The organism is Nostoc sp. DedSLP04 (genome assembly GCF_034530775.1).
GTDB lineage: Bacteria > Cyanobacteriota > Cyanobacteriia > Cyanobacteriales > Nostocaceae > Nostoc.
The window spans coordinates 21,463-46,260 of the sequence record NZ_JAVRCL010000059.1 but is presented as its reverse complement, the minus strand read 5'-3'; the positions used below and the strand labels follow the sequence as shown (position 1 = coordinate 46,260).

The window sequence follows — 24,798 nt, the reverse complement described above, 5'->3', positions numbered from 1 at the left end:
ACTGATAATTCAGGATTTACAGTTACTGATTTATAACTCATAACTCATAACTTATAACTCCTAACTTTTAGAAAAGGAGTGGCTGATTGTGCAAGCAGAAGAAACGAGCATTGAGGAACTACAAGGACAAATCAGACGGCTCAACAGTAAGGCAGGTCAAATGAAAATGGATCTGCATGATTTAGCTGAAGGTCTGCCAACAGATTACAACCAACTTATGGATGTTGCTGCCGCAACTTATGAAATCTATCGTCAGTTAGATGAACTTAAGCAACATCTGAAACAATTGGAGAATGCGAAATGACTGGAACTATTGATGAATTCAAGAAACTCGTAGATGCAGAAGAATTTTTTCAATTCTTTAATATGTCCTACGACTTAGAAGTTGTGAATGTAAATCGTCTACATATTCTGAAAAAGTTTTCTCAATACATCCAGGAAATTGATGATAATTCTCCCGACTTGAATCAAGAAGAGAGACTAAATCAATATTCTTTGGCTTTGCAAAAGGCTTATCAGGTATTTGTCGAATCAACACCTCACGAACAAAAGCTGTTCAAAGTGTTTAACGACAAGCCGAAAAATGTAGTCACACTGACAGAAATCACTTCTGATTAGGAGGTATAAATTGGTTAACCTAACGCCTACCGAATTAGAACGCTATCGTCGCCAAATGATGCTTCCGAATTTTGGCGAAACAGCACAGAAGCGCCTGAAGTCAGCGACGGTTTTGGTTACAGGTGTGGGGGGATTAGGCGGTACGGCGGCGCTTTACTTAGCAGTAGCGGGCGTTGGGCGGCTAATCCTAGTCCGGGGTGGTGACTTGCGGCAAGATGATATGAATCGTCAGGTTCTTATGACTGATGATTCGGTAGGTAAGCCAAGGGTATTCAAAGCTAAAGAAACTCTGGATGCGATCAATCCTGATGTCCAAGTGGAAGCTGTTCATGATTACATCACCCCGGAAAATGTAGATTCGTTAGTGCAATCTGCTGATATGGCTCTTGATTGCGCCCACAACTTTACAGAGCGCAATTTGTTAAATGAAGCCTGCGTGCGATCGCGTAAACCAATGGTGGAAGCCGCAATGAATGGGATGGAGGCTTACCTGACGACGATTATTCCTGGTGTGACTCCTTGTTTATCTTGTCTGTTTCCAGAAAAGCCTGATTGGGATCAGCGTGGCTTTTCAGTTCTAGGTGCTGTTTCTGGAACCCTAGCTTGTTTAACGGCGTTGGAAGCTATCAAGCTGATCACCGGGTTTAGTCAGCCTCTATTGTCGCAATTGCTGACAATCGACTTAAATCGGATGGAATTTGCTAAACGCCGTTCTCACCGCGATCGCTCTTGTCCAGTATGCGGCAATAGTGCGCCTTGGAGACACGCGCAATCCAATTCGATGGAACCCACAGTCAATAGTCATTAGTCATTAGTCATTGGTCATTGGTCATTAGTCATTGGTCATTAGTCATTGGTGAATAACAAAGGACAACTGACAAATGACAAAGGACAAATGACAAAGGACAAATGACAAAGGACAACTGACAAATGACAACCCCACCTGAAATCAGAACAACTAATCGCTACAAATCAGGAGAACTGATGGCCGTTATTTTATCAGAAAAAGCAGAATTTCATCTGCGGGCATTCTTTAAAGGTTCCGCACCCGACGCCGATGGCGCAACTAAAGGTGTCCGCATCTCGGTAAAAGATGGTGGTTGCAGTGGCTATGAATATGCGATCGATATCACCAGCAAGCCTCAACCAGATGATTTAGTAAGTCAGCAAGGCAAAGTACTGGTTTACGTTGATGCCAAAAGTGCGCCCTTATTAGACGGAGTTATCGTTGACTTTGTTGAGGGAGTGATGGAAAGCGGTTTTAAATTCATCAACCCTAATGCAACTGATACCTGCGGTTGTGGAAAGTCTTTTAAAACAGGCGACTGTACGCCTACTGGTGTACCTTGCAGCTAAGATCATTTCGTTAGTGCTAAGTCAATTGTAGAGATTTCCCATAAACGCACTCCGCAGAGTTTCAATGCCCTTGAGATAGCTTCTAGTTCGCATTGCATCCCTTATCTCTATAAAAAAGCTAACTAAACTTAGCATCTCTGTCAGAAGAAGGGAAGCAAAAAGTAGGATAGGTTGCTCAAAAAATTCGGAAATTAGACCAACTGTATAACGTTTGAGGAGAATCTGAAAATGGCTTCCTACCAAGTTAGATTAATCAACAAAAAAGAAGACATCGACACCACAATTGAAGTTGACGAAGAAACTACCATTTTAGAAGCAGCAGAAGAAAATGGTATTGAGTTGCCCTTTTCATGTCATGCAGGCTCTTGCTCTAGCTGTGTTGGTAAAGTTGTCGAAGGTGAAGTTAATCAAGACGATCAAAACTTTTTAGATGACGATCAGGTTTCTAAAGGATACGCTCTACTTTGTGTAACTTATCCTCGTTCTAATTGCACAATTAAAACACATCAAGAAGCATATCTGGTCTAAATTATTACTTTGGTTGCTGCCTTTTGCAACCAAATAACAAATGAAGGATGAAGGATGAAAATATACTTCCTTCCTCCTTTCAAAATTCCTAATTTATAATTAAATATCTACCTGCTTTAGTGTTATTGGCTATTTATTAGAATTATTTATAATGCAATAGCTAGAAATCGTAACTTTTTATAAAAATCAAAATGGAATAATCTTGAAAAAACTTGTATTAATGGGAATAGTAATAGGAACTTATATCAGGTTTTGACAAAATTTTTCTCTTTTATCCTCAATATTGATAACATAGATTTTGTCCTAAAGTTAGAAAGTGTCCGAGCGATTTATGTTCGCATTATTGATAATTCCATTAATTAACCTTTATGTATAGTCTTATTTAATCATTTCTGAAACATCAAACACCTGGCTTTTTAAATAAGTTGAGTATCTGTGATTTTCAATTTGAAAAATCTAATATGATTGCTGCAATTACGCTTGAATACGTTATTGCACTCTAATTGTATAAATAAATGCAATTTTATATGAAAATATAGAGTGGCTCACAAAGGAAGCCAACTCTATTTTTTAATCAACAGCAACGATCACATCTGATGATTTAATCACAGCATAGGCTTGCTTACCTTCTGCAAGTGATAGCTTTTCCGCTGATGATTTTGTGATGATTGATACTAGCTCTACTCCTGGCGCTAGTTCTAAAGTTATCTCAGTATTAACTGAACCATGTACAACTTTTTTGACAGTACCCTTCAGAGAATTACGAGCGCTAATTTCCATGTTTTTAATTCACTAATTTTAACTATTTATACTTTAGTAAGTTAGCAAGTTTTTATTTTAAAAATAGCTTTTTTTAAAATATCTTAATAATTTTGAAATCACCTCATTTACTTAACGGTAGTATCTCTGCTTGACGAGCATTACACGAATAGGTGGGGCGGTCATTTGCTCCAAAAAGTAAGATAAAAAATTTAAAAAAAGTAACTATTGATAATAATATACATCAAATTTAAAACAGCTACTTTTATGTATAAGTACTGAGGTTATATAATAACTGTATCTTTATAATAACTAAGCTAAAAAGAGGTTCATATTGTGCAGGATCGAGTTAATACAACAAGGCAAAATCTATTTTTTGAACACTTAAGTCTAGGTGTAGGTGTAGGATTTCCTGTTCCTAAAGACTGGTTGCCAATAACGAGTTTTCCTTTACTAATCATAGTAGGTATGACTGGCGTAGGAAAAAGCACGATTGCAAAAGCTTTGGCTAAAGAAGGCTTGGATTTTACACTTTTACCTAATCGTCGTGTTTTAACCGAACGCGTAATAATTGCGCCAATGTTAAAAATGCAAGAGAAACTCATACAACCCCATTGCCGGATTAAACGCCTAACTTATACTCGTCTTTATAGAGAATACTTTCCTGGTGGAATGGGTCACATCTTAGCTTCGCTACATATTAATCCACAACAAGTAAACTCTATGTTAGTTTTCGATAGTTTACGTGGTGAAAATGAGATTCGCTATGCAGCGAAAGCTTTAAAAAATGCTAAATTTGTAATGTTGACTGCACCAAATACTGTACGTTTAGAAAGGCTTATAAAACGTCATGATTCTTTCGATCGAATTGCTAATCAAGAGTTAGACGAGCGTATGCAAATTATTCCAGAAATATTGAGTAATTTTGCTAGTTTGGGCGTACCAGAAGCTTCTGCTTATTTTACTCCTAAAGAAGAACAACAAATCTTAGAACTTGTCAGTAAACAAGTTATCACAAGTCTAGAATTGCGGGAAAAACTAAAAATATTTGTCGAAGAAAGTCAGAACTATGATTCGGTTTTGACGAAACAGATTTTAGAGGCGATGGATACGAGCGATCGCTCTCTTATAATTGATACTATAGTCAGTCCTCAAGAATCAGCCAAAGCAATTATTTCTCAATTATACAAATCTGCTAATATAAAAACTAATAAGTGAATATCCTTAGTCAGAATTAGTATAGGGATTGCTCAATGTCGCTATCTGAATTTGCAATTGTAGAAAGTACTCTCCGTGAAGGCGAACAATTTGTCAAAGCCAATTTTTCTTCAGATGATAAAGTCGAGATTGCTGAAGCCCTTGCTGAGTTTGGAGTGGAATATATAGAGTTAACGTCACCAATTGCTTCACCTCAGTCTAGACGAGACTGTGAACGATTGGCTCAGTTAGGCTTGCCATCCAAAATATTAACTCACATTCGCTGTCACTTAGAAGATGCTAAAGTTGCTTTAGCAACAGGCGTAGCCGGGATTAATTTAACTATTGGTAGTTCTTCTTTGATGCGTCAGTTCAGTCATGGTAAAAATATTAATCAAATTATTGATTTAGCATCTGAAGTTTTAACTTTTATCCATCAACAATCTCCCGATGTTGAGTTACGGTTTTCAGCTGAGGATTCGTCACGCACTTCCATAGAAGATTTAATCACAATTTACTCGGAGATTGAAAAATTAGGAGTTGTCAAACGCATAGGGATTGCCGATACAGTAGGAATTATTACGCCAATGCAAGTATTTGAATTAGTGAAGACTTTGCGCCAGTTCACTAATTTAGATATTGAGTTTCACGGCCATAATGATACAGAATGTGCAAATGCTAACAGTTATACAGCATTGGAAGCAGGAGCAACTCATATTGACACTTGTGTTCTGGGTATTGGTGAACGCAATGGTATTACCTCACTAGCTGGATTCATCGCTAGGTTATATGCCACAAATCCAGAACAGATTAAATCGAAATATCGCTTAGATCGACTTGGTTACTTGCATGAATTAGTTGCGAGAAAAGTTGGAATTTCTATTCCTTTTAACCATTGTGTTTTTGGTGAGAGTGCTTTTAGTCATAAAGCTGGCATTCATACTAAGGCTATGCTTAATAACTCTGAGACTTATGAAGCTATTAATCCCAGGAGTTTTGGTGTAACGCGCTCAATTTTAATCAATCATAAATTGGCTGGAAAACAGGCGGTTAATTACCGAGCGAATGAATTAGGACTTTCTTTTAATTTATCCCAGCTTAAAGATATTACCAATATGTTAAAAACTTTAGCTGACAAACAAAATCTTACCATCGAAGATGTAGACAATATTTTATATTCTTATCATTGCCAGTAAATTTAAAAATATACGCACTTACTATTCAAGTGCAGATCCCCGACTTCTTCAAGAAGTCGGGGATCTAAATCCACTTATATCTGCTATTAATCTATTTTATAAAAGAAAACTGTAAAAATTACTGCTTTTCCATTATTTTTCAAGCTTTTTTAAGAAGAATGTTGGCTGTTCTTTAGAAATGATTCATAATTTAAACTTATAAAATTGATAGCATATATGTAAGTTAAAAGGATTTAAATAGCATTTTGGCAAAAATGGTGAGCAATGCTCACCATTCTATTTGTGAAGCAAATTTATATTAGTAAAAAAGTTAAATTAGGAGTAGTTATGAATCGAACCAACAGTCAAAATTTGAGTGAAGTAACAACTCAATGGTTAATAGCAAAAGGCTACAATCTTAACGATTTAAATCAGCCGGGTGAAAATGGCGATACAGCTTTGATGAAAGCGACAAGAGAAGGAGTTTATACAGTCGTCAAAGAACTAATTGATGCTGGTGCAGATATCAATGCTCGAAATAGCGATCGCAACAATGCTTTGTGGTTTGCTTGTTTTGGTAATTACTACGATTTAATTAATTTACTGTTGGCTCATAACATTGACATTAACAACCAAAATGATAACGGTGCAACTGTTTTAATGTACGCAGCATCAGCCGGAAAAACAGAAGTTGTCAAGTTACTTTTACAACACGATCCTAATTTATATTTAAAAAATTTAGACGATTATAAAGCAATAGATTTTGCTAGCAACGTAGAAGTCTTAAGGATAATTAAAAATGCCATCAAGTCAGATATCGGGCAAAGCTTATCATGACGCTACCAAGCATTCTTACTTATCGGTACAACTCGATCCAAATTATGTAGATGCTTCAACACAGCCATCTTCATTTAAAGTTTATCCCAAGTTTTATCAGAGAGTGAAATTAAATCTCAATAATCCTGTTCACTCTTTTATCTCGCTAACCAGTGCAATAACACTAGAAAAAGTATATAAAGATGGCCCATTAAAACTGCGAGTGAATCCATCAGCAGGCGCTCTGTATCCTACGGAAGTTTACGTACAGGTTCGCGGGATTGAGGGAATAGTAAATGGTATATACCATCTAGAAGTTGAGAATAATTGTCTAACTCTCATCTATGAATTAATTGATGATGGGTTAGAAAATTATATTATACCGGGTAAATGTATCAACGGATTCATCTTTTTAATTAGTTGTGTTTATTATAGGTCTAGCTGGAAATATCAAAACAGGAGCATAAGATATTGCTTCTTAGATAGCGGACACCATTTAGGTGCAGTTGCCGCTTCAGCTTTTCTCCACAACCGAGATATACAACTAGTTTTTGACTTTGATAAACTTGCCCTCAATTCAGATTTAGGATTTGAGAATAAAGAGTTTATCACTGCTTGTGCGGTGTCAGGAGAAGTACAAGACAATAAAATCAGAAGCTTAAGGCTGAAAGTTCCTTTTGTCTCTGGTACTGATTATTTTGAACCTAATCAATTTATTGAAGATACCTATCAAGCAACTACTCTACAAAAGAGTCGCCAGCAGAAATTAGAGTATCCTCAATTTAACTTTGATAAGGATAAATTTTTTCAAACTGTTTGGAATAGACGTTCTATTAGACGTTTCCGGAAAGAGGCTATTTCTCAAGAAGATTATTTATATGTAGTGCAACAACTTCAGCAGTCAATACCGACAGAAAACTATGAGGAGATAGAAATTTACTCAGTGGTGCATCGAGTAGAGAGAATGACACCTGGGTTATATAAAGGTACGTATTTGATTAAAGCGGGTAACTTTAGTGAAAAGACAGGTTACTTATGTATTAATCAAGCTATTGCTAGAGATGGCGCTGTAACTTTATTTTTTGTGTCAGATTATTTAAATTATCAAACTGCTATGCAAATAGCTGGTTTTCTGGGACAGAGACTTTATTTAACTAGTAATTATTTGGGTATTCAATGTAGTGGGATTGGTGCTTATTATGATGACGAAACCCAAGAATTATTAGAAACAAATGAAGATGTACTTTATGGAATGGTGATTGGAATATAAGCAGGAAGCTAAAAAGATATGGCTAGAAAGATGTATTACTTTAATAGTGATGACTCGCATCCTATGCAACCGACATCTGCGGATATTATACTGCGGCAACAACTAGAGTATTCTATTAGCAGATACTTTTATGACGCTTGCGATCGCACAATTCAAAATCTTCTATCTACTTGTCGGTGGTATGTCACAACTCATGCCAATGCTCTAACATTGGTTATTGAATGTCCCGATCAAGTTACTAATTGGCGTATTTTGCAAAAAATCGTACCAATGGGGACATTGCTACATGGAATTGTTAGCAGTGCTAAAATCCGTGTTTGTCCGCCAGAGAGTCAAGGCGTACCTTTTGAAATGAGGGTAGATGAACTTTCTGTTTATCGGGATTGGGCGTGATTCGATTTTAGATTTTAGATTTTGGATTTTGGATTAGTTAATATTCTGGCTGATAAGTGCAGCTACCTCTTCAAAAACTAAATCAGCAGAATCTTTGACAACAGGACTTAACTCTAGTCCCAAACCAAGATTTGCCGCTTCAATTAAATAAACTGTCACATCTTCGGGAAAATTATTTTGAAAGATTTTCCGTCCGGCGGCTAAAGCATTATCCCAACGAAAATCGTGCAAGTTATAACTAGGTTCGGGCATTGCTTCCAGTTCTTTTCCTGGAACTTTAAACACAGCACCTGGCTCAGAACCAGTTGAACTTGCATCAATAATTACTAATTGTTTACTACCTCTAGCTTGAAACATTACTTCCATCCCTGCGGTGCCACAGTCATATACTCGCACATGAGGATGAGGGTTTTCAGCTAGATATTTTTGTAAGCGTTGGGCAATGATTACGCCTACTGCGTCGTCACTGCGATTGAGATTGCCGCAACCGATGATAGTTAGCATTTTTTGTACGCCAATGTCTTGAACTGCTACCAGAGCGATCGCATAAAGTAGAATAAGTCAAAGCAATTCTTTCCTTTTGTCAAGCGTATGGATACTTTGACTACAAATAGACAGACATTAATTGAGGCAATTAATGCTCTCCCAGATGAAAAATTAATTGAGCTAGCAAGCTTTGTTGAATATCTTCAATATAAATCGACAAGGCAAAAAGAAGTAAACAATCATGGGTCTTCTTTTCTAATGTCTATTGCAGGATTAGGAGCTTCTGGGGAAACTGATGTCTCAGAACAAGATGAAGATATATTAAAAAATGAGATTGATTCTGTACGTGGTTGGAGTCTTAAAGCAGATGAGCGTACATGACAGCAATCCTGGATACAAGTTTCTTATTTGCGCTTACTGACAAGAGCGATTGTAATCACTCTCGTGTTTTTAATGTCGCAAAGACTTTAAGTGAACAATTAATTTTGCCAACTTCTGTCCTTCCTGAAGTTTGTTACCTAATTTCGTCTAGACTGGGACATCAAGTAATGCGTCATTTTTTGATTGAACTTGCTGCTAGCGATATTCGGCTAGAATCAATTCACTTTGAAGATTTAGAGCGAGTTAATGAAATTCTCGAAGAGTATGCTGATAGTCAGCTTGATTTTACAGATGCAACGATTATTGCACTTGCAGAGAGAGACAACATCACTCGGATCTTGACACTTGATCGGCGTGACTTTGGTTTTGTCCGTCCGAGACACTGTGATTACTTCGAGTTGTTGCCATAATCTGCAAAATATGAGGCTTTGACTGATGGGACAGACAAAGCCTCTGAAAAAGAATTTATCAGCAGTCAACTATAACTCTACACCATGTTTCTTAGCAACTTCAGTCAGTTTCTCATACTGATGTTGTGATGCTTGAGTTAATATCTCTTCAGCCTGTTCTTTAGTACTTCCTTCTTTAGGAATTAAATACTTAACGTAAAGAGATACAAAATCAGCAGCGATCGCTAAACCAGATAAAGCGTGTTTGTCAGCTTCCTTACCAGCGATCGCTGCTACCAAACCAGCTTTAATTGGGTCTGGTTTAACTTTCATGAACTGCTCGACAAGTTTAGGAACGTAGTCTTCTGGTGGCAAATTATCTAACTTACTTCTATCAGGAGTAAAGTTACATTCTGCGGCTTGAGCTTGCTCTAAAACACACCATTCTATGTATTCTTGCAATGCTGCATCGGGAACGCGAGGAAGATAATTATGTAGCGCTAAATCAGACACAAGCTTACCGTGTAAATTGCTGTTTTATGCAAATGCATTAATGCAAGCCTAACTCACTGTTTATGGAAGTTTTAGTATGTTACGCTACGACTGTTGAATCAGCTGATTGTGTAAATGATTAATCCTGAATCTGAGCCATGTTTGCGCGTTTATCAGCCATTGCCTATAATTACGCAACGGGAAGAGACAGTTAGCGTTTAGCCCAAGCTAGGCTGGGAAAATAGTTTTTTATTCTTAACATCATGCCTCGCATTCAGCTAGCATATCCTAAAATTCTCGGTAGCAAAAACTACCCCTCCAGTCGCTGTATTGCTTTTGATAAATACGACGGTACGAATCTGCATTGGGTTTGGGAAGTCGAACTAGGGTGGTATGGGTTTGGGACTCGGCGCGATCGCTTTGATTTGGATGAGAGGGGTATTGCTGAGTTCAACGCCGCCCATCCAGGGCTAGAAGAGGCTTCTAACCTGTTTCAAAAGCTTTTCGCCACCCCCCTAGACAAACTGTTTCGAGAAAACCCCGCTTACAATAGCCCAGAAATCACCGTCTTCACTGAATTTTTCGGGGCGAATTCCTTCGCGGGGATGCACAAACCCGAAGAATCGAAACAACTGATTCTCTTTGATGTAGAAACTAATCGCGGGATGATTCCCCCCGAACAGTTTGTACAAGATTTTAGTAATTTAGCGATCGCCCGCGTTGTCTATCGTGGCAAACTCACCGGACAATTTGTAGAAGATGTCCGCGCTGGGAAGTATGGCCTAGCCGAGGGTGTAGTCTGCAAAGGTGGTAGCAATCCTGCTGATTTGTGGATGGTAAAAATCAAAACTAACGCCTATATGAAAAAGCTACAGCAAGCCTTCCAAGATGACTGGGAAAACTATTGGGAGTGATAGAACAGTATGAGTCTGAACTTTCTAAACCAGGCTAACTACAGAAATTTTGGTGCGTTACCCTACGACTAACGCACCTGACAACTAAATTAAGCAGTCCGAAAACGCGCCAACTCTTCACCAGTCTTAGCATCATGGGCGTGGACTGTGCAAACTAAACAAGAATCAAACGATCGCGCCACATGACCAACTTCCACCGGATCGCTAGAATCGTAAATGGGTGTGCCAATTAACGCTTCTTCAATGGGGCCGCGAATACCTTCACCATCACGAGGGCCGATATTCCAAGTACCTGGGGCAATCACTTGGTAATTCTTAATTTTACCGCCTTCTATTTCTACCCAGTGAGACAAAGAACCGCGTGCTGCTTCCGTTGCACCCCAACCGCGTCCATCTTTTTCTGTGGGTTTGATATACCAGGGGTCGTTTAATTTGAATTCGCGCAAACAATGTTCAGCTTGACGATATAACTTGACAATTTCGTGAAGTCGTGCTAGCTGACGCACATGAATACTAGCACCACCCATCCGTTTGAAGACATCAAGGATGAAAGGGTCGTAGTGTTGCCAAGATTCGCCATGTTTACCACCAGCTACTAATTGACGCGCTAAGGGGCCAGTTTCCAAGCGTCCGAAGTCTTTGTGAAGAACTGCACTCGACCAAGAGTAGGCGTTATCGAAGTCTTTTGTATTGATTGCAGTGGGTTTAGTGTTGCGATCGCTAGGGTGAATATCCTCTGTCCCTTCATCGTACCAAGAGTGAGTTGTATTCTCGCGGGTGAATGACTGATCCATTAAGGTGTGAGTGTGTGTGAAGCTGTCGTACACCCCACTTTTCATGATCGTTGCCGCGTTTCGTCCCTCGATAGTCGGCTTTTGGTATTTATCTTCATGGGCTAAATATCCCCAAGTGACATATTTACCAACACCAGCGCCATATCTATCTAAACCAATGTCTAAACCCATGCGCCAATAAAAACCTAAGTCGGAATCTCGATGATTGCGGTTTTCATCTAACCAATCTCTAAAATCATCATAACTTTGGATTTGTTCGTAGCGTTCTAAAGAACAACCCAACCAAACTGGTTCTAACCAATTGGTGCGGAAATATTCGAGAAGCGCCCAAGCGCGGGTAATATCTGTTAAAGTGGGGGCGCACATCACGCCACCGGGAACCATGTAGCTGGAATGGGGCCATTGTCCGCCCAACAGTGCATAAATTTCTACGGGTTTAGCGGAAATTGTTATACCTAGTTCGTAAGATTTGCCTGTGAAAGCGGCAAAACGTTTAACAGCTTCCTCATAAAAGCGACTATGGCGGTATTTTTTATTGGTTAAATCAATAGCAAACAAACCATAAAAATAGCGGGGAATGCTTTGAATAGTCTCGACAATTTGACCGAGATTTCTCGCTAAAATTGCATTGCGGGGAACTTCTGTTTCCCAAGCTGTATCTAATGCCCAAGATGCACTAGTCAGGTGAGAACCGCCGCAAATTCCGCAAATGCGAGGTGTAACAATTAATCCGGCTTGGGGATCTTTACCGCGAAGGATAACTTCAAATCCTCGGAAAAGTTCGGCGTGTGTCCAGGCGTTGACTACCCGTCCATGTTCAATATCAACTCGGACATCTAAATCGCCTTCAACTCTACCGACGGGCGAAATGTCTAATGATTGAATTGTCATTTGTCATTTGTCCTTTGTTATTTGTCATTTGTCCTTTGTCATTTGTCCTTTGTCATTTGTCCTTTGTTATTTGTGATTGGTAATTATTCACTCGCCTCACTGCAAAATAGTCGAAACCCTTGATTTCTCGTTGAGAGGTATAGAGAAGTGTGAAAGGTTATAGCCATTAGTCAAATCACAAAGGACTAATGACTAATGACAAATGACTAATGACTAAACTGTAAAAAAGTCTTCTTCTGCCCAAGGTGGTGCTGCATCTTTGGCGACCATTGTCAGTAAGGCGTATTCTTTTTTGTTCACCCCTGGCGGCAATTCTTTGGGAACTCCCATGACTGTTTGGGTTTTAAATACGGTTCCTGGTTTCAGGTCAAAGAAGGGAAATTCTGGTTCGGTGCAACCTAAACAAGGCATTCCAGCGCGGGTTTTGGAAGAGACGCGGTTCCATAGGATGCGGTTACAGGAAGAATGAGTCATGGGGCCGCGACAACCCAAGTCATAAAATAGGCATCCTTTGCGCTGACCAAATTCGGCGGTTGATGCTTTGTAGGCAAAGTGAACGTTGCGAGTACAACCTGTTTGTGTATAGGTGTTAAAGAAGGTTTGGGGACGATTTAGTTCGTCGAAAGCAATGTCTGCTATGCGTCCAGTAGCGATCGCAACTAATATCTGCGTAATCCAGTCGGGATGGGCGGGACATCCTGGTATATTAATTACAGGTAATCCTGCTTGTGATACGAAATCTTTCCCTAAAAAGCCACCTTCTTGACGTTTGAGAAATTGCAAACCTTCCGATTCGCTGGGGTTGGGTGACATAGCAGGAATTCCTCCCCAGGTTGCACAGTCTCCCACAGCGACGATAAATTGAGCAACTTTGGCGAGGTCTAATAACCAATCTTTCATGGCGCGATCGGCAAACCGATTCCATTCGCCAGTACCGTTGGGGGCGTTAACAACACTGCCTTCAAATACCAAGATATCTAAAGGAATTTTGCCAGAAATACAATCCCGTAATAGTGTTTGCAAATCATTGCCTAGTTCCAGCCCCAAGGAAGGATGCCAAAGTATATTGATACCAAAGTCGGCAATTAAATCGCAGACTGTCGGTTCTTCGGCATTGAGAAATGACATGGTGTTGCCTGAACAAGCACCACCTTGTAGCCATAGTACGTTAGTCATCGGCTAGGTATTTTTGTATTGTTTCCCATGCATGATGTAGGTGATAATGCTTGTAAAGTCTCACCTGTTTATCAATATTTATTTTTTAATAGTAAGATATTTTTTATCTAATTTACTTTCATTAAAAAAGAATTAATCATTAACAATATATTAAATATTCTCAAGATTATTTTTAATGGCTATGTCTGTTATACACAACACATTTTAAAAATGCGAAATAGTAAAAATAAACACTACCTTTTGGTTTGAAATGTTAACATTAAACAAACTCAATATGCTTAAATTGTCACGGACAAAACTATGTAATGATTAATAATTACTATCAACTGTTAATGCGTGTGAGGTGATGAGTATTTTAAGTAATCAGATTTTTATGTAATAAATGAGCAAAAAATAGGGGCGCTAAACTTTGCGCCCCGTCAACTATATATCAATACAGTTCAGTTAAGCAATTTTTTCCTTCTCTTTCTTCCCTCTGCGTCCTCTGCGCCTTGGCGGTTCGTTAAAAAATTGACTTGATAACAGAGTTTTAGCCTTAACTGAACCGTATTGAACTATATATCAGTTGTTTTAGGATTTTGGTTGTGCAGCTTGCCTAACAACTTGTTCGTCCAAACCTAACGCTTGAGCTATCTGCTCAATACTTAAACCAAAGCTTAATAACTGGGGTATCGTTTCTAACTTACCTTCTTGTCTACCTTCTTGTTTACCCTTTTGCTCACCTTCTGCAAAAACATCTTGGTAAAATCTAGTTTGCCTTAATTCATTTGATCCAAACATTTTTCCTATCTCCTCCTGGCTCAATCGCGGTAACTTGTAGATTAATATCGTCTCTATTAATTGTATAATTTCCCTAATAGTAGTGACATCTGGAATTTGCTGTCGGGCACTGTTGACTATCTCTACAGCTTTTATTGTCGCAGTTGATTCGGGTTCGATGATGAGTTTAACTGTCTCTATACCAATTGATGATGCCTCAATGGAGCTTAATTCGTCGAGATAGACGCGAGTTACTCGTTGGGAGTTGAGTAATTCTGTATATCTTTCGGTATCTCCAGTATCAACGCTGCGGTTGGGGAAGATGACAACACCACGCCAATTGTTAGTTAATTCGGTTTTATCGAGATAGTTAAAGATTTCGGTAAATAAACGTGAGTAGAATTTTTTATCTGATTGAAATTGCACTTCGGCAAAATAAATCGGTAAGTTTGGCGTATTTGGAAGAAAGACACCATCGATTCTAAACGCCAGTTGTTTAACTTCTACTGAAGAAAATTGGTAAGCACTAGCTAGTTGGGGTGGTTGGTTAATCAGTTCAAAGAAAGTACTGGGGATACTCTGAAAGATCCGATAAAAGATACTGTCTGTTTTCAAAGGAGCTTGTTTTACAGTTGATGAACATATTTTACACAACGACTAACCCGTGGTAACTATTTTGATTACAATAAATATTATGTATGTCAACAATTCAATAAAAAATATTGAAATTGTATAAGATGATGATACAAAAAGTATTTAAAAAATATTAGGTGTTTAAAGCTGACATTAATATTAGCAATTTCCCCCTAGAATTTTAGAAATAGGGTGTTTTATAGTATTGTATTGAGCATGGTATAGGACATTGGCTATAGGGAATTAAGTTTTTTCCCTAGTTTATAGTCTTTAATCCTAGCTCAAATAAAAAAGGGGAATTCCGCCTAAAGGACTCGAAGCCTGCGTAAATCAGTATGGCCCGTGATTAGATGCTTTTACGTATCTCAATCATTCGTGGGCGTTGACAGATTCAATTCCCAATTGGCTAGAGTACGGCAGAGTTATGACCCCCAGCATTACAGATTCAGCAGTGAAGGCTGCGGTAGCAGCTGTTGCTTCAGAGTCAGCTTCAGCAGAAGAAAAAATTCAGATGCTGATTGAGATAGCACAGGGTTTTCAAAAAAAGCCCAAAGCTGCCCAAGACTTGCGAAATGCAGTTGGGTTATATTACCGGGCCTATGAAATGTGTGGTGAGGAGTATCCCTTATTAAAAGCCAGGGCCCAAGTAGGGATGGCGGGGACATTACAGGCAATACCGGATGCTGATTACCAACTGTTGATGCAAGCGAAAGTCGGTTATGAAGAGGCATTACCGATTTTACAACAATTAGCTTTGCCAGAAGAAGTGGCAGAGACGCAGATGAATTTTGGGCTGGTGTTGCAGTCGTTAGTACCATTTAATTTGGCGCGGATAACCGACAGCATCCAGGCTTATCATGAGGCTTTGCGGGTCTTTACTTGGGAAGATTATCCTCAAGAATACGCGATTTTGTATAACAATATTGCGATCGCATACCTTTCTATGCCCCTAGCATCGGAACGAGAATACTTGCGTCAAGGGTTAGCTGTGCAATCATTTGAGGTGGCACTAAAGCACATTAATTTGATTGACCATCCTAGAGAATATGCGATGTTGCAGAACAATTTAGGTAATGCTTTGCAATATCTAGTGAGTTCCCATCCTGTGGAGAATAACTTAAGAGCGATCGCAGCTTATGACGAAGCGTTAAAAGTGCGTAATCCCAAAGATACACCTTTAGAGTACGCTAACACAATTTCAAACAAAGCCAACACCCTATTCAACTTACCAGACGACCCAGAAAAACCAGAAGCTGGTAATCCTCAAAATCTTTTGCAAGCGCGTACTTACTATCAAGCTGCTTTAGAAATATTTACGGAACACCAACAAATTGCACAAGCAGAAGTTGTAGTTCAAGCACTACAAGACCTAGAAACAGAAATGAAGGATTAGGAGTTATGAATCTGATTTAACTCTTATCACTTTAACAACAAGTAAAAAAACAGCATGAGAGATATTTTAACAACGCAAAATCTGATAAATTTCCTCACAAGTTTAACAGATGGCGATTTGAACATAGCAACAGAAGTCGTGTGGTTAATCATAGCAGCAGCCTTGTCTATGGTTGGCGGTGCAATTGGTGGAATGCTATTAGCTGGGAAAGATATAGGCTATCAGTTTTCAGCGATGCTTGGTGCATTATTTGCCCCTGCGGGTGTAATTCCCGCCATCTTATTAGGGCTTGCTACCTTAAATTTCTTGACAAATTATTAGGAGAAAACATGTTAGAGATAGGTTGGTTTTCTGCTAAGTTATTTGTTAAAGGAAAGCTACTACGCGACCCTGTGTATTTTGTCAAGCAAACTACTATTGGTATTGCTGTAGGTTTCTTACTGCTAGTATTACTCGCACAAGCCCCGATTCCCTTCTACCTACCAATAATATTATCTAGCTTAGTAACGGGCATGATTATGCCATTTCTTCTCAAAGACTTCAAAATGAAGTGAATTGTCATTGATAAATAACCAATGCCCAATGACAAATGACCAATGACAAATGACAAATGACAAATCTTGAAGAATTAGTTCAGGAAATTAATCGTTTTGAGGCAATTATATCCGAGTGGGATGAAAGCCAACGGTGTGTAGCGGTGGGTTTAAAAAGGGCAATTGAAGCTTTGCATAAAGCTGCATTGACTAGCTTGATTAAAAGCCTGAAAGAAGAATCAATGCCAGCTTTGCGTCATGCAGTTGCAGATGAATTAGTCTATGCAGTGCTACTGTATCACGAACTAGTCAAACCACCAAAACCTCCGCTTTCACAACGCATTCAGACAGCCCTTGAAGAAGTTCGCCCAGGTTTAAAAAGCCATAACGGTGATGTAGAATTAGTGGCAATTAAACCACCAGATACAGTAGAAGTCAGATTAATTGGAACTTGCAGCAGTTGTCTGACTTCTACTTTAACTTTATCTCAGGGAGTAGAACAAGCAATCAAAAACCATTGCCCCGAAATTACTAAAGTAGTGGCAGTTAATAGCAGTTCTACTATTAACAACGCTAATTCTAGTTTAATCAGTCCATTCTCTGCAAAAATAACTTGTACTTGGATGAAAGTAGCGACCCTTGATGAAGTTCCTGAATTTAGTGTAGTGGCAGTACAACTTGCTGGTACTTCACTTATTTTACATCGTCAAGGTGCTACAGTAAAATGCTACCGTAATAGTTGCGCTCATCTTGGATCTCCCTTAGAAAAGGGTAAAGTTGAAAATGGTATCATTACCTGTCCTGCTCATGGATTCCAATACAAATTAGAGACAGGTGAATGCTTAACTGCACCTGATATTTCGCTTCAGTCATATCCAGTCAAGATTAAAGGCGATAAGGTTTTTGTGAAACTGCAAAAATGATGATGCAAAGGTAACATTTCAACAAATATACTTGGCGATTAGTCAATCACAGTTACTTTGCTTTTTCATTTCAGTAGTTCGCGCATTGATTTTAGTCTTTTGTGCAAGCAAAATGCCTGAATGCTTTCTCAATATCTTTAAATTAATTCTCATTTGTGTAATTCAGATATTGATTTTAGTGTTTTGAGAAAGTAAAAAGGCATATTACTTACTCAAAAGCAGCTTTTACTTATTCAAACCCCAGTTTGCTTACTCATTTTGGTGTTTTCCACAAGCAAAATAAGCTTTTACTTACTCAAAAGCAGCTTTTACTTATTCATTTTGGTGTTTTCCGCAAGCAAAATGAGCTTTTACTTACTCATTTTGGTGTTTTCCGCAAGCAAAAGCAGCTTTTACTTTCTCAAACCCCAGTTTGCTTTCTCATTTCAGTACATCGCGCACTCATGCAAAAGATTCGCTATGTAGCAAAAGTTACTAAATTTGACTAGATTTTTTAAAATTGATTAATACAGAAGTCGATTAAAGGTTTTAACTTAATTTGAAAAAAGCATAATGCAAAACCGTTACTGTTGTTACACGCTAATCAACATTAATGTTTTTAAATAATTATTAGCGTCTATCTGCGGTTCATGGATATCCCAATCATAAGTAATCCCATATCACAATTACCGCTAAAAGCAACAGAAATTTCTCAATATTTGCCTCTATCACCTCAAGGTGCAGAGGTAATTTTAGGTAACATTATAGAACCAGAACAATTAGTCATACCAGTAGCGCCCAATGCTACAAATATGTTTGGGCCTCGTGGTGCTTGTTTATTATCAGAAACTGGCCCTTTATGGGTATCAGATACCGGACATCATCGATTATTAGGATGGCAAAATTTACCCACAAGAGATAGTCAACCGGCTGATTGGGTAATTGGACAACCTGATTTTTATCATGAAGGACAAAATGCTAAAAATACACCGGGAAGGGCAACTTTAAGTGTACCAACAGGGATTTGTGCTTGCGGTGAAGGGTTAGCTGTAGCAGATGCTTGGAATCATCGGGTTTTGATTTGGAAAAGCTTACCAGAAGATAATAATGTTCCAGCAGATTTGGTATTAGGACAAGTTAATTTTACTGATAATGAACCAAATCGAGGAAATCAGCAAGCATCTGCTAGTACAATGCACTGGCCTTATGGTGTTTACTATCATCAAGGACAGTTATTTATTGCTGACACTGGTAATCGAAGACTATTAATTTGGCATCAATTACCAACAGAAAATGGTCAACCTGCTGATTTAGTTTTGGGACAACCAGATATGATATCTCGCAATGAAAACGGCGGTGATTCTCCAACCGCAGCGAGTATGCGTTGGTGTCACGACATCGCTTTTTGGGGAGAAAATTTAGTTGTCAGCGATGCAGGTAATCACCGAGTGATGATTTGGCAGGGAATACCAACAGAAAATAATGCCCCTTGTACAGTGATTTTAGGACAAAAAAGCTTTGATTTTGTGGAAATGAATCAAGGAGTTTATTATCCTAGTGCTAGTAGTTTGAGTATGCCTTATGGTGTGGCGGTGGCTGGCGACTGGTTAGTAGTTGCAGATACAGCTAATTCTCGTTTGTTAGGATGGAGAAAGCCAGAATCAATTTTATCACTGCAAGGTGTAATGGCAGATGGGTTAGCAGGACAAATAAATTTTCAAAGTAAAGGTGAAAATCGTAATTTCGGACTACCGAAACGAGATAGTTTAAATTGGTGTTACGGGATAAAAATTTGTGGTAGTACGGCGGTAATAGCTGATTCTGGAAATAACCGAATTTTGTTGTGGCAGTTTAACTATGCCGACTGAAGAAATTAGAGTTCGCGGTACTGTTCAGGGAGTAGGCTTTCGTCCTACCGTATATCGTCTGGCTAAAGCTTGCGGTTTGCGTGGAGATATTTGTAATGATGGTGAAGGTGTATTAATTCGGGTATCTGGTAGTGAGGAAGCATTAACAGAATTTGTTGCCAGATTGCAAACAGAATGTCCGCCACTAGCAAAAATTAACAAACTAACTAGAACTCCTTATGAAGATGAACTTAAATTTGATAATTTTGTGATTTCTACTAGTGTCAGTAATGCCATTAAAACAGAAATTACTCCTGATGCAGCCACTTGTCCCCAGTGTCAAAAAGAAATATTCGACCCTTTCAGCCGCTTTTATCGCTATCCCTTTACTAACTGCACTCATTGCGGCCCCCGCTTGAGTATTATTCGTGCGATTCCTTATGACAGAACCAATACCAGTATGTCTGCGTTTGCTATATGTCCCGAATGTGCAAAGGGATACCACGATGTCGAAAATCGGCGTTTTCACGCCCAACCTGTAGCTTGTCATGCTTGCGGCCCTTCAGCTTGGTTAGAACGCGCTGATGGTAAATCAGTTACTGCTTCCATGTTTTCTATGCTAGATGATGTGGATGCCGTTTGTACCTTGTTGCAAAAAGGTGAGATTGTCGCAATTAAAGGTTTAGGTGGTATTCATCTGGCTTGCGATGCAACTCAGGAAACCGTTGTACAAAAACTGCGTCAGCGCAAAAAGCGCTATCACAAACCATTTGCTTTAATGGCGCGGGATATTGAGATAATTGAACAATATTGTACTGTCAACGCTAAAGAAAAAGAATTATTAGCAAGTTCTGCTGCACCAATTGTTTTACTACAAGCGACAGGTAAAAAAGTAGCATTATCAATAGCATCGGGGCAAAATACTCTTGGTTTCATGCTACCTTATACACCTTTACATCATTTAATTTTACGGCGGATGAATCGCCCAATTGTTTTAACAAGTGGTAATCTTGCAGATGAACCACAATGTATTGATAATGACGAAGCAAGAGAAAAATTAGGAACAATCGCTGATTATTTTCTTTTGCACAATCGAGAGATTATTAATCGGGTAGATGATTCGGTTGTGCGTGTTCTTGGTGATAAAGTTCAAACAATTCGCCGTGCCAGAGGATATGCACCAGCATCAATTAGTTTACCACTGGGATTTCACAAAGTACCGCAAATTTTAGCAATGGGTAGTGAGTTAAAAAATACTTTTTGCTTATTGCGTGAAGGAAAAGCAATTCTTTCTCAACATTTAGGAGATTTAGAAAATGCTGCGACTTTTAACGCTTACCAAGAAAATTTAAATTTATACTTAAATTTATTTGAGCATCAACCAGAAGTAATTGCCATTGATAAACATCCTGAATATTTATCAAGCAAACTTGGGAAAGAACTTGCAGATACAAATAAAATCAAAATTTATCCCATTCAACATCATCACGCTCATATTACCGCTTGTATGGCAGAAAACAGGATTTCTTTAGATTCGCCTCCAATATTAGGCATTGCTTTAGATGGTTTAGGTTACGGCGATGATAGTACACTCTGGGGTGGAGAATTCCTTTTAGCAGATTACCGAAATTTTAAACGACTCGCAACATTTCAACCAGTAGCAATGATTGGTGGCGAACAAGCTATTTATCAGCCTTGGCGTAATACTTATGCCCAATTAGTAGCTGCTAATCTTTGGAATGATTGCGAACAAAAGTATACTGACTTAGAAATCGTAAAATTTCTAAAAAACAAGCCACTCCAACTACTAAATCAACTTATAGATAAGAAGATTAACTCTCCTCTAGCTTCATCAGTGGGGCGATTGTTCGATGCAGTGGCAGCAGCTATCGGTATTTATAGAGATGAATGTAGCTATGAAGGACAAGCTGCGATCGCAATGGAAGCTATAGTAGATGTTAGCAGCTTAAATAATGATAAAGAAACGCTAATCTACCCTTTTAGTTTTGGCTTTTTAGATAGTATTTACTGTATAGACCCGCGTCCAATGTGGCAAGCCTTGCTTGATGACTTGCAGCAGCAGATTCCCCAACCAGTTATAGCTGCCAAATTTCACAAAGGTTTAGCAAATGCGATTGTGGAAATGATTAAGCATCTTTCTCAAGAAAATCTGATTCATCAGGTAGCTTTAACCGGAGGAGTATTTCAAAATTGTATATTGTTAGAGCAAGTTACCAAACGATTACAAACATTGGGAATAAAAGTACTCACTCACAGTTTAGTTCCAGCTAACGACGGCGGCTTATCTTTAGGACAAGCAGTTATTGCCGCTGCACAATTAATACATGAGCGTTGATATTTGAAAAAATTTATTTCACAAATAGTTCTTTCTGTTGTCTTTGCGCCTCTGCGGTTAATTTACCCTAAAAAATAAAAAAATGTGCTTAGGAATCCCCGGAAAAATTATAGAAATTACCAACGTTAACCATAAATTAGCCATAGTTAGCATTGGTGGTGTTAAGCGCGCAGTAAATATTGCTTGTATCGTAGATGAACAACATCCCCTCGAAGCTTGTGTCGGTGATTGGGTACTAGTGCATGTTGGCTTTGCGATGAATCGGATTAATGAAGAAGAAGCAGCAGAAACATTACAACTATTCCAAGAATTAGCAGCACAAACACTACCAAAAAAGCGAAATTAACAGATACATAAAATTCACTACTCCTCACTTTCTATGAAATATGTTGACGAATTCCGCGAACCGGAAAAAGCTGAAGCGTTATGCCGCGAAATCGCCAAATTATGCCATCGACTAGAAAAACCCATCAAAATTATGGAAGTATGCGGTGGACATACTCATTCCATATTTAAATACGGTATCGAAGAAATCTTACCCCAAGTGATTGAACTAATTCATGGGCCTGGTTGTCCAGTATGCGTGATGCCAAAAGGGAGATTAGATGATGCGATCGCCATCTCTCAAAATCATAACGTCATTTTTGCCACCTTTGGCGACGCCATGCGAGTTCCCGGTTCCCAAACGAGTTTACTGCAAGCTAGGGCACAAGGTGCAGACATCCGTATGGTGTACTCTCCCCTAGATAGCCTGCAAATTGCCAGAGATAATGCCGACAAAGAAATAGTTTTCTTCGCATTAGGCTTTGAAACCACAGCCCCCAGCACCGCCTTCACCATTCTGCAAGCAGCAGCCGAAAAACTTCATAACTTTAGTATGTTTAGCAATCACGTCCTTGTGATTCCCGCCCTCAAAGCACTATTAGATAATCCCGACTTACAACTGGATGGATTTGTTGGGCCTGGCCATGTCAGCATGGTAATTGGCACTGACCCTTATAAATTTATTTCCCAACAATATAATAAGCCGATAGTCATCTCAGGATTTGAACCCTTAGATATTCTCCAATCGATTTGGATGCTATTGCAACAGCTAGTAGAAAATCGTTGTGAAGTCGAAAACCAATATAACCGAATTGTCCAAAAAACTGGAAACACAGTAGCCCTGCAAGCCATAAATAAAGTTTTCGCCATCCGAGATAGTTTTGATTGGCGTGGCTTAGGTGACATACCCTATTCAGGATTAAAAATTAAACCTGAATATGCCCAATTTGATACCGAACTTAAATTTACCATTCCTAACCTCAAAGTAGCCGACCATAAAGCTTGTAAATGTGGAGAAATTCTCAAAGGAGTCTTAAAACCTTGGGAGTGCAAAGTCTTCGGTACAGCTTGCACGCCAGAAACGCCAATCGGTACTTGCATGGTATCTTCCGAAGGTGCTTGCGCAGCCTATTACAAATACGGGCGACTCTCCATAATTGCCAAAAAAACAATCACCCAAAAACTAAAAATAACTCAAGAACCCCTCCCTGCCTGCGGCTTCTCCTCAGACTAAATACTCAGCGTACCTTCGCGCTTCCCTCTGCGTTCCTTTGCGTTTAAAAAAATTTTAATATGAATATTTCCCCCACAAACCCAATCCAAAATCCCCTATTCCAAAAAATAGAACAAGCCCGCCGTCGCCAAAGTAAAGTGCAAGACACTCATATAACTCTCGCACATGGTAGTGGTGGAAAAGCCATGCGCGATTTAATAGATGATATCTTTATTAGCAATTTTAATAACCCAATTCTCTCACAATTAGAAGACCAAGCCAGCTTCAATTTAACCTCTCTCCTCCAACAAGGAGATAGACTCGCATTTACAACAGATTCTTATGTTGTAGACCCGTTATTTTTCCCCGGCAGTGATATAGGAAAATTAGCCATAAACGGTACAGTTAATGATTTAGCTGTCAGCGGTGCTAAACCTTTATATTTAACTTGTAGTGTAATTTTAGAAGAAGGATTACCCGTAGAAACCTTGCGGCGTGTTGCAGCCAGTATGAAAATAGCCGCAGAAAAAGCGAGTATTCAAATTGTCACTGGTGACACAAAAGTTGTACATCGTGGTGCTGCCGATAAACTCTTTATTAATACTGCTGGTATTGGTATCATTCCACGAAGAATTAATATTTCTGCTCATAATATTAAACCTGGAGATGCAATAATAATTAATGGTGAAATAGGCAATCATGGGACAGCAATTTTAATTGCTCGTGGAGAATTAGCTTTAGAAACTAATATTGAAAGCGATTGTCAGCCATTACATAGTTTAGTAGAAAATATTCTCCAAGTATGTCCCCAAATTCATGCTATGCGAGATGCTACGCGCGGTGGTTTAGCTACAGTGCTAAATGAATTTGCCCTCAGTTCCGATGTGGGAATTCGTCTTTTTGAAGAATCTATCCCAGTGCGTGAAGAAGTCAACGGAGTTTGCGAAATTCTCGGTTTAGACCCATTGTATTTAGCAAATGAAGGTAAGTTAGTTGTGGTGGTTCCAAAAAAGAATGCTGAAAACGTTTTATCAGCTATGAAATTACACCCAGCAGGTAAAGATGCTTGTATTATTGGCGAAGTTATTTCTTCACCCCCAGGTATAGTATTGTTAAAAACAGCTTTTGGTGCTGAAAGAATTGTGGATATGTTGGTAGGCGACCAATTGCCACGAATTTGTTAATCTTTAATAGATTTTATAA

General features: G+C 38.8%; 28 protein-coding genes. 22 read left to right on the top strand and 6 right to left on the bottom strand.

The window, feature by feature from the left end; genetic code table 11:
* The first annotated feature begins 88 nt into the window (after positions 1-88).
* The 5 genes from RMX89_RS27000 (at position 89) to RMX89_RS26980 (ending at position 2,502) form a co-directional block, all read left to right on the top strand.
* Positions 89-304 carry a CCE_0567 family metalloprotein gene (locus RMX89_RS27000; protein ID WP_322667906.1) on the top strand — a complete coding sequence of 72 codons (216 nt, stop codon included), beginning with the start codon at positions 89-91 and terminating at the stop codon, positions 302-304.
* Positions 301-618, top strand: a complete 318-nt coding sequence (nifW, locus tag RMX89_RS26995; protein WP_322674579.1) for a nitrogenase-stabilizing/protective protein NifW — start codon at positions 301-303, stop codon at positions 616-618. The genes RMX89_RS27000 and nifW overlap by 4 nt, the downstream gene beginning before the upstream one ends.
* A gap of 10 nt (positions 619-628) precedes the next feature.
* Positions 629-1,426 (top strand): HesA/MoeB/ThiF family protein, encoded by a 798-nt coding sequence (locus RMX89_RS26990; RefSeq protein ID WP_322691079.1) that lies wholly within the window; start codon positions 629-631, stop codon positions 1,424-1,426.
* A gap of 176 nt (positions 1,427-1,602) precedes the next feature.
* Positions 1,603-1,974, top strand: a complete 372-nt coding sequence (locus RMX89_RS26985; RefSeq protein ID WP_322691083.1) for an iron-sulfur cluster assembly accessory protein — start codon at positions 1,603-1,605, stop codon at positions 1,972-1,974.
* Between the two features lie 228 nt (positions 1,975-2,202).
* Entirely contained in the window at positions 2,203-2,502 is a 300-nt protein-coding gene (locus RMX89_RS26980) for a 2Fe-2S iron-sulfur cluster-binding protein (RefSeq protein WP_069069799.1), read from the top strand.
* Positions 2,503-3,072: 570 nt separating this feature from the next.
* Here the strand turns inward: RMX89_RS26980 and RMX89_RS26975 are convergent.
* A complete protein-coding gene (locus tag RMX89_RS26975) occupies positions 3,073-3,282 on the bottom strand; it encodes a molybdopterin-binding protein (protein WP_322667910.1) in 210 nt (69 codons plus the stop codon).
* Positions 3,283-3,597: 315 nt separating this feature from the next.
* Here RMX89_RS26975 and RMX89_RS26970 point away from each other — a divergent pair, with 315 nt between their 5' ends.
* The 5 genes from RMX89_RS26970 to RMX89_RS26950 all read left to right on the top strand — a co-directional run bounded on the left by RMX89_RS26970 (position 3,598) and on the right by RMX89_RS26950 (position 8,112).
* Positions 3,598-4,479, top strand: a complete 882-nt coding sequence (locus tag RMX89_RS26970; protein WP_322691078.1) for an AAA family ATPase — start codon at positions 3,598-3,600, stop codon at positions 4,477-4,479.
* 35 nt (positions 4,480-4,514) lie between these two features.
* Positions 4,515-5,654 carry a homocitrate synthase gene (gene lysS, locus RMX89_RS26965; RefSeq protein ID WP_322674582.1) on the top strand — a complete coding sequence of 380 codons (1,140 nt, stop codon included), beginning with the start codon at positions 4,515-4,517 and terminating at the stop codon, positions 5,652-5,654.
* A 327-nt stretch (positions 5,655-5,981) separates the two neighbouring features.
* Positions 5,982-6,470 (top strand): ankyrin repeat domain-containing protein, encoded by a 489-nt coding sequence (locus RMX89_RS26960; RefSeq protein WP_322691077.1) that lies wholly within the window; start codon positions 5,982-5,984, stop codon positions 6,468-6,470.
* On the top strand, positions 6,433-7,719 hold the full coding sequence (locus tag RMX89_RS26955; protein WP_322691076.1) for a SagB/ThcOx family dehydrogenase: 1,287 nt from the start codon (positions 6,433-6,435) through the stop codon (positions 7,717-7,719). The genes RMX89_RS26960 and RMX89_RS26955 overlap by 38 nt, the downstream gene beginning before the upstream one ends.
* Positions 7,720-7,737: 18 nt before the next feature.
* The gene (locus tag RMX89_RS26950) at positions 7,738-8,112 is read left to right on the top strand and encodes a hypothetical protein (RefSeq protein ID WP_322683925.1); all 375 of its coding nucleotides are present in this window, start codon (positions 7,738-7,740) and stop codon (positions 8,110-8,112) included.
* A 33-nt stretch (positions 8,113-8,145) separates the two neighbouring features.
* On the opposite strand, the gene RMX89_RS26945 is transcribed toward RMX89_RS26950, so the two are convergent.
* The gene (locus tag RMX89_RS26945) at positions 8,146-8,616 is read right to left on the bottom strand and encodes a hydrogenase maturation protease (protein ID WP_322691075.1); all 471 of its coding nucleotides are present in this window, start codon (positions 8,614-8,616) and stop codon (positions 8,146-8,148) included.
* Between the two features lie 87 nt (positions 8,617-8,703).
* Here RMX89_RS26945 and RMX89_RS26940 point away from each other — a divergent pair, with 87 nt between their 5' ends.
* Positions 8,704-8,979 carry a DUF2281 domain-containing protein gene (locus tag RMX89_RS26940; RefSeq protein ID WP_322683927.1) on the top strand — a complete coding sequence of 92 codons (276 nt, stop codon included), beginning with the start codon at positions 8,704-8,706 and terminating at the stop codon, positions 8,977-8,979.
* Positions 8,976-9,389 (top strand): type II toxin-antitoxin system VapC family toxin, encoded by a 414-nt coding sequence (locus RMX89_RS26935; protein WP_322683928.1) that lies wholly within the window; start codon positions 8,976-8,978, stop codon positions 9,387-9,389. Before RMX89_RS26940 ends, RMX89_RS26935 begins: the two co-directional genes overlap by 4 nt.
* A gap of 69 nt (positions 9,390-9,458) precedes the next feature.
* On the opposite strand, the gene RMX89_RS26930 is transcribed toward RMX89_RS26935, so the two are convergent.
* The gene (locus RMX89_RS26930; protein WP_322667916.1) at positions 9,459-9,881 is read right to left on the bottom strand and encodes a hypothetical protein; all 423 of its coding nucleotides are present in this window, start codon (positions 9,879-9,881) and stop codon (positions 9,459-9,461) included.
* A gap of 242 nt (positions 9,882-10,123) precedes the next feature.
* On the opposite strand from RMX89_RS26930, the gene RMX89_RS26925 reads away from it, so the two are divergent.
* Entirely contained in the window at positions 10,124-10,774 is a 651-nt protein-coding gene (locus RMX89_RS26925) for an RNA ligase family protein (RefSeq protein ID WP_322683929.1), read from the top strand.
* Positions 10,775-10,863: 89 nt separating this feature from the next.
* Here RMX89_RS26925 and RMX89_RS26920 read toward each other — a convergent pair whose 3' ends face one another.
* From RMX89_RS26920 to RMX89_RS26910, 3 genes are all read right to left on the bottom strand, one after another.
* Positions 10,864-12,459, bottom strand: coding sequence for a nickel-dependent hydrogenase large subunit (locus tag RMX89_RS26920; protein WP_322683930.1), 1,596 nt, complete (start codon positions 12,457-12,459; stop codon positions 10,864-10,866).
* 213 nt (positions 12,460-12,672) lie between these two features.
* A complete protein-coding gene (locus RMX89_RS26915; protein WP_322674491.1) occupies positions 12,673-13,635 on the bottom strand; it encodes a hydrogenase small subunit in 963 nt (320 codons plus the stop codon).
* Between the two features lie 570 nt (positions 13,636-14,205).
* Positions 14,206-15,009: an Rpn family recombination-promoting nuclease/putative transposase gene (locus RMX89_RS26910; RefSeq protein ID WP_322691074.1), complete on the bottom strand. Its 804-nt coding sequence runs from the start codon at positions 15,007-15,009 to the stop codon at positions 14,206-14,208.
* A 442-nt stretch (positions 15,010-15,451) separates the two neighbouring features.
* Here RMX89_RS26910 and RMX89_RS26905 point away from each other — a divergent pair, with 442 nt between their 5' ends.
* The 9 genes from RMX89_RS26905 (at position 15,452) to hypE (ending at position 24,779) form a co-directional block, all read left to right on the top strand.
* A complete protein-coding gene (locus tag RMX89_RS26905) occupies positions 15,452-16,420 on the top strand; it encodes a hypothetical protein (RefSeq protein WP_322691082.1) in 969 nt (322 codons plus the stop codon).
* Between the two features lie 54 nt (positions 16,421-16,474).
* Positions 16,475-16,741: a hypothetical protein gene (locus RMX89_RS26900; protein WP_322691073.1), complete on the top strand. Its 267-nt coding sequence runs from the start codon at positions 16,475-16,477 to the stop codon at positions 16,739-16,741.
* Between the two features lie 8 nt (positions 16,742-16,749).
* Positions 16,750-16,974, top strand: coding sequence for a hypothetical protein (locus tag RMX89_RS26895; RefSeq protein WP_322691072.1), 225 nt, complete (start codon positions 16,750-16,752; stop codon positions 16,972-16,974).
* 56 nt (positions 16,975-17,030) lie between these two features.
* Positions 17,031-17,876, top strand: coding sequence for a NifU family protein (locus RMX89_RS26890; protein ID WP_322691071.1), 846 nt, complete (start codon positions 17,031-17,033; stop codon positions 17,874-17,876).
* A gap of 629 nt (positions 17,877-18,505) precedes the next feature.
* Positions 18,506-19,723, top strand: a complete 1,218-nt coding sequence (locus tag RMX89_RS26885) for a hypothetical protein (RefSeq protein ID WP_322691070.1) — start codon at positions 18,506-18,508, stop codon at positions 19,721-19,723.
* Positions 19,713-22,058, top strand: a complete 2,346-nt coding sequence (hypF, locus tag RMX89_RS26880) for a carbamoyltransferase HypF (protein ID WP_322691069.1) — start codon at positions 19,713-19,715, stop codon at positions 22,056-22,058. Before RMX89_RS26885 ends, hypF begins: the two co-directional genes overlap by 11 nt.
* Positions 22,059-22,140: 82 nt before the next feature.
* Positions 22,141-22,404, top strand: a complete 264-nt coding sequence (locus tag RMX89_RS26875) for a HypC/HybG/HupF family hydrogenase formation chaperone (protein WP_322691068.1) — start codon at positions 22,141-22,143, stop codon at positions 22,402-22,404.
* 33 nt (positions 22,405-22,437) lie between these two features.
* Complete coding sequence (gene hypD / locus RMX89_RS26870) at positions 22,438-23,616, top strand: hydrogenase formation protein HypD (protein WP_322691067.1); 1,179 nt, start codon at positions 22,438-22,440, stop codon at positions 23,614-23,616.
* Between the two features lie 59 nt (positions 23,617-23,675).
* On the top strand, positions 23,676-24,779 hold the full coding sequence (hypE, locus tag RMX89_RS26865) for a hydrogenase expression/formation protein HypE (protein ID WP_322691066.1): 1,104 nt from the start codon (positions 23,676-23,678) through the stop codon (positions 24,777-24,779).
* The last annotated feature ends 19 nt before the right edge of the window (positions 24,780-24,798 follow it).

Coding starts and splice junctions, on each gene's coding strand:
- hypE (WP_322691066.1), top strand. CDS start 23,676: ATGAATATTTCCCCCACAAACCCAATCCAAAATCCCCTATTCCAAAAA.
- RMX89_RS26895 (WP_322691072.1), top strand. CDS start 16,750: ATGTTAGAGATAGGTTGGTTTTCTGCTAAGTTATTTGTTAAAGGAAAG.
- RMX89_RS26960 (WP_322691077.1), top strand. CDS start 5,982: ATGAATCGAACCAACAGTCAAAATTTGAGTGAAGTAACAACTCAATGG.
- hypD (WP_322691067.1), top strand. CDS start 22,438: ATGAAATATGTTGACGAATTCCGCGAACCGGAAAAAGCTGAAGCGTTA.
- RMX89_RS26935 (WP_322683928.1), top strand. CDS start 8,976: ATGACAGCAATCCTGGATACAAGTTTCTTATTTGCGCTTACTGACAAG.
- RMX89_RS26945 (WP_322691075.1), bottom strand. CDS start 8,616: ATGCTAACTATCATCGGTTGCGGCAATCTCAATCGCAGTGACGACGCA.
- RMX89_RS26920 (WP_322683930.1), bottom strand. CDS start 12,459: ATGACAATTCAATCATTAGACATTTCGCCCGTCGGTAGAGTTGAAGGC.
- RMX89_RS26955 (WP_322691076.1), top strand. CDS start 6,433: ATGCCATCAAGTCAGATATCGGGCAAAGCTTATCATGACGCTACCAAG.
- RMX89_RS26980 (WP_069069799.1), top strand. CDS start 2,203: ATGGCTTCCTACCAAGTTAGATTAATCAACAAAAAAGAAGACATCGAC.
- RMX89_RS26985 (WP_322691083.1), top strand. CDS start 1,603: ATGGCCGTTATTTTATCAGAAAAAGCAGAATTTCATCTGCGGGCATTC.
- RMX89_RS26905 (WP_322691082.1), top strand. CDS start 15,452: ATGACCCCCAGCATTACAGATTCAGCAGTGAAGGCTGCGGTAGCAGCT.
- RMX89_RS26940 (WP_322683927.1), top strand. CDS start 8,704: ATGGATACTTTGACTACAAATAGACAGACATTAATTGAGGCAATTAAT.
- RMX89_RS26975 (WP_322667910.1), bottom strand. CDS start 3,282: ATGGAAATTAGCGCTCGTAATTCTCTGAAGGGTACTGTCAAAAAAGTT.
- RMX89_RS26925 (WP_322683929.1), top strand. CDS start 10,124: ATGCCTCGCATTCAGCTAGCATATCCTAAAATTCTCGGTAGCAAAAAC.
- RMX89_RS26900 (WP_322691073.1), top strand. CDS start 16,475: ATGAGAGATATTTTAACAACGCAAAATCTGATAAATTTCCTCACAAGT.
- RMX89_RS26890 (WP_322691071.1), top strand. CDS start 17,031: ATGACAAATCTTGAAGAATTAGTTCAGGAAATTAATCGTTTTGAGGCA.
- nifW (WP_322674579.1), top strand. CDS start 301: ATGACTGGAACTATTGATGAATTCAAGAAACTCGTAGATGCAGAAGAA.
- RMX89_RS26885 (WP_322691070.1), top strand. CDS start 18,506: ATGGATATCCCAATCATAAGTAATCCCATATCACAATTACCGCTAAAA.
- hypF (WP_322691069.1), top strand. CDS start 19,713: ATGCCGACTGAAGAAATTAGAGTTCGCGGTACTGTTCAGGGAGTAGGC.
- RMX89_RS26915 (WP_322674491.1), bottom strand. CDS start 13,635: ATGACTAACGTACTATGGCTACAAGGTGGTGCTTGTTCAGGCAACACC.
- RMX89_RS26875 (WP_322691068.1), top strand. CDS start 22,141: ATGTGCTTAGGAATCCCCGGAAAAATTATAGAAATTACCAACGTTAAC.
- RMX89_RS26950 (WP_322683925.1), top strand. CDS start 7,738: ATGGCTAGAAAGATGTATTACTTTAATAGTGATGACTCGCATCCTATG.
- lysS (WP_322674582.1), top strand. CDS start 4,515: ATGTCGCTATCTGAATTTGCAATTGTAGAAAGTACTCTCCGTGAAGGC.